Origin of the sequence: Desulfofundulus australicus DSM 11792 (assembly GCF_900129285.1) — a bacterium.
In the GTDB taxonomy this organism is placed as follows: Bacteria; Bacillota; Desulfotomaculia; order Desulfotomaculales; family Desulfovirgulaceae; genus Desulfofundulus; species Desulfofundulus australicus.
The window spans coordinates 1-2,961 of record NZ_FQUW01000064.1 but is presented as its reverse complement, the minus strand read 5'-3'; the positions used below and the strand labels follow the sequence as shown (position 1 = coordinate 2,961).

The following is a 2,961-nucleotide window of genomic DNA, read 5'->3' as shown; positions in this document are numbered from 1 at the left end:
GGAGGACCCGCGGCGGTTGATACTTGCCGACCGGTGGGGGAACCGGTACAAAATCCGCCGGTACCACCTGGAGCGGGGGTACGAGGTGCTGAAGGACTTCCCACCTGAACGGGAAATTGCTGTTTCCGTATAGCGACAGAACGAAAGCGGCCCGGCCAACAAGCGCCGGGCCGTAGACATTCTGTCTACAGGGGGCGGTTAAAAGTGGAAATCAAGAAGTCCACTATCGAAAAATTCTCCTGCTGTTCTCTCTGGTGTCAATCACCCCGACTGAAGTCGGAGGCATGTAGGGTAACCTACACGCCCACGGCTTTAGCCGTCGATTGACCAGGGTAGCGCCGGAGGGGCGGCTTTACGCCGTCCCGCTTGCACGGCGGAGCTGAAACGCTTCGTGGGAGGGGGCACCCGTTGACCACGCACCGCGCGCGGAAGGTTTACCGACCCACTCCGGGATGCTTCTCCAGTCCCGGACCCTGGAACCTGCGCTGCAGACAACCCCGGGGTAGGTCGAAACGGGCGCAGGTAGTACACCGTTCCGCTGCATTCCCGAGGGGAGACCGAGGGTGGGCACACCCGAGGCGACACCGACATGAGAGAGCGAGGTAACTCGAAATGCGAACGGCAAAGGATTACGAAACTCAGAACCGGGTATTTGTGCTGGACAAACATCACAGGCCCCTGATGCCGTGCCACCCGGCGCGGGCCAGGGAACTTTTGCGAAAGGGTAAAGCCGTGGTTCACAAGCTCTATCCCTTCACCATCCGGTTAAAGGACAAAACCGGCGGAGCCACCGGGCCACTAAGGCTCAAAATCGACCCGGGCAGTAAAACGACCGGCCTGGCGATAATCCGCGAGTCCGACGGCTACATCCTCTGGGCGGCCGACCTGCACCATAAGCAGTTCGTCACCGTCAACAAGGACGGCAAGCCGGTTACCGTAGTAGGTAAGCGGGCCTCTTTAAGGCGCTCCCGGAGAAGCCGAAAGACCCGCTATCGCCCACGCCGGATAAACAACCGCCGCCGTTCCGAAGGCTGGCTTCCGCCCACCGTCAGGGCCAAGGCCGACTGCGTGCTCGGCTGGGTGGAAAAACTCCTGCGCCTCTGCCCGATAACGGCGATATCCATAGAAACCGCCCGCTTCGATACCCAGAAGCTCCAGAACCCGGAAATTTCCGGGGTGGAATACCAGCAGGGCACTCTTTTCGGGTACGAAGTGAGAGAGTACCTGCTGGCGAAATACGGCCGCGAATGTCAGTATTGCCACGGCAAATCGAAGGACCCGGTTTTGGAAATTGACCATATCGTACCGAGGTCCCGTGGCGGCAGCGACCGGGTGTCCAACCTCACTCTGGCCTGCCGCACCTGCAACCTGGACAAGGGCAACAAAACAGCCGAGGAGTACGGCCACCCGGAAGTACAGGCGGAAGCAAAGAAACCGCTGAAAGACGCGGCACACGTCAACGCAGCCCGCTGGTACATCTGGGAACGACTGAAGGCCATCTCGTCAGCCAGCGGGCTGGAACTGGAGATGGGCACCGGCGGGCGGACCAAGCATAACCGTACTATACAGGGACTGCCTAAGGCCCACTACTTAGACGCCGCCTGCGTGGGAGCTAGCACGCCGGAACTGAAGAACACATACATTAAGCCGTTGGAAATCCGCGCCGTCGGCCGCGGCAACCGGCGGATGGCCCGGGTTGACGCTTACGGTTTCCCGAAAGGGCACCGCAGCAGGAAGAAAGTGCACTTTGGTTTCCAGACCGGCGACATTGTAAAAGCTATAGTAACAAAAGGGAAGTATAGCGGAGTATACAAAGGCACAGTAGCAGTTCGCGCCAGCGGCTACTTTGATATCAAGGATGTGCATGGCAAAGTAATTGTGCAAGGGATCAACTACAAATACATGCGTTTGCTGCAGCGTGCGGATGGCTACACTTATGCCATTTAAAGCAAGGAAAGGAGGTAACCCGGCGCGCTCCTCCCCTGAATGAATTCAGGGGTATCCGCGCTGGATTATGATCATGAAAAGAGTGGTTTCCAGGAAAAAGTTACCGCGCCTGATGTGGTATCGGAAACCGCAGACGCAAATAGTACCGAACCGGCGGGTGCTGGAGCGCAAGATGGGCTGTCGGAGAAAGGGTAAGGACTGCTGGGACAGCAGTCCTTACTAATTTTTGTAGAGGAGTGGTATGAATGTCAAGGATTCTAGCTATTGGCGACGTCCACGGCTGTCGCCACCTGTTGGAAGCAGTCCTGCACCGAGCAAGCTACAACCCTGATCGGGACCGGCTGATCTTACTCGGTGACTACATCGACCGCGGCCCGGACAGCAAGGGGACGCTGGAGCTGGTCCGCGGTCTGGTGAGCAACGGTGCTGTGGCTCTCCGAGGGAACCACGAACAGATGCTGCTGGACGCCATCAGGAACCCGGACCCGGTGAACGAACTGGGGACGTGGCTGGACAACGGCGGCAGGGCGACGCTGGACAATTTCGGAGCCTACTCCGTAAAGTCACTGGCTAAATGGCAGGATTTTCTGGAAAACCTGCCTTTAATCCACCAGGAAGACAAATACATCTTCGTTCACGCCGGGATATTCCCTGGGAGTGAAATACAAACCGATATTGATCTACTTTAGATCAGAGAGCGTTTTCTTTTTTATCCCGGAGTGCCGGTACCCGGTCATGTAGTAGTCTTTGGCCATACAATGACCACGATTATTCCCGGCCACGAATGCGCCAGGCCCTGGTTTGCGCCGGGACGCATCGGAATAGACACCGGTGCGTTCAAAACAGGCATTTTAACATGTCTGCAGTTACCCTGTCACTACTGGCAGACGGATTAACCGTTTGTAGATTTGACACCCTTAACTTAGTGTAAAGTTACTGTAGGAAATTGAAGAAGGAAAAAGGCGGTAGGAAATAGAAAGGAGAGTGCACCGCCTAGGAAGGGCGAGTAACCGA

2 protein-coding genes are annotated in these 2,961 nt (G+C 56.9%); both read left to right on the top strand.

The window, feature by feature from the left end; genetic code table 11:
* Positions 1–612 precede the first annotated feature (612 nt).
* The gene (gene iscB / locus BUB44_RS14755) at positions 613–1,947 is read left to right on the top strand and encodes an RNA-guided endonuclease IscB (protein ID WP_073167738.1); all 1,335 of its coding nucleotides are present in this window, start codon (positions 613–615) and stop codon (positions 1,945–1,947) included.
* Between the two features lie 245 nt (positions 1,948–2,192).
* On the top strand, positions 2,193–2,636 hold the full coding sequence (locus tag BUB44_RS14750; RefSeq protein WP_073167735.1) for a metallophosphoesterase family protein: 444 nt from the start codon (positions 2,193–2,195) through the stop codon (positions 2,634–2,636).
* Positions 2,637–2,961 lie beyond the last annotated feature (325 nt).

Coding starts and splice junctions, on each gene's coding strand:
- iscB (WP_073167738.1), top strand. CDS start 613: ATGCGAACGGCAAAGGATTACGAAACTCAGAACCGGGTATTTGTGCTG.
- BUB44_RS14750 (WP_073167735.1), top strand. CDS start 2,193: ATGTCAAGGATTCTAGCTATTGGCGACGTCCACGGCTGTCGCCACCTG.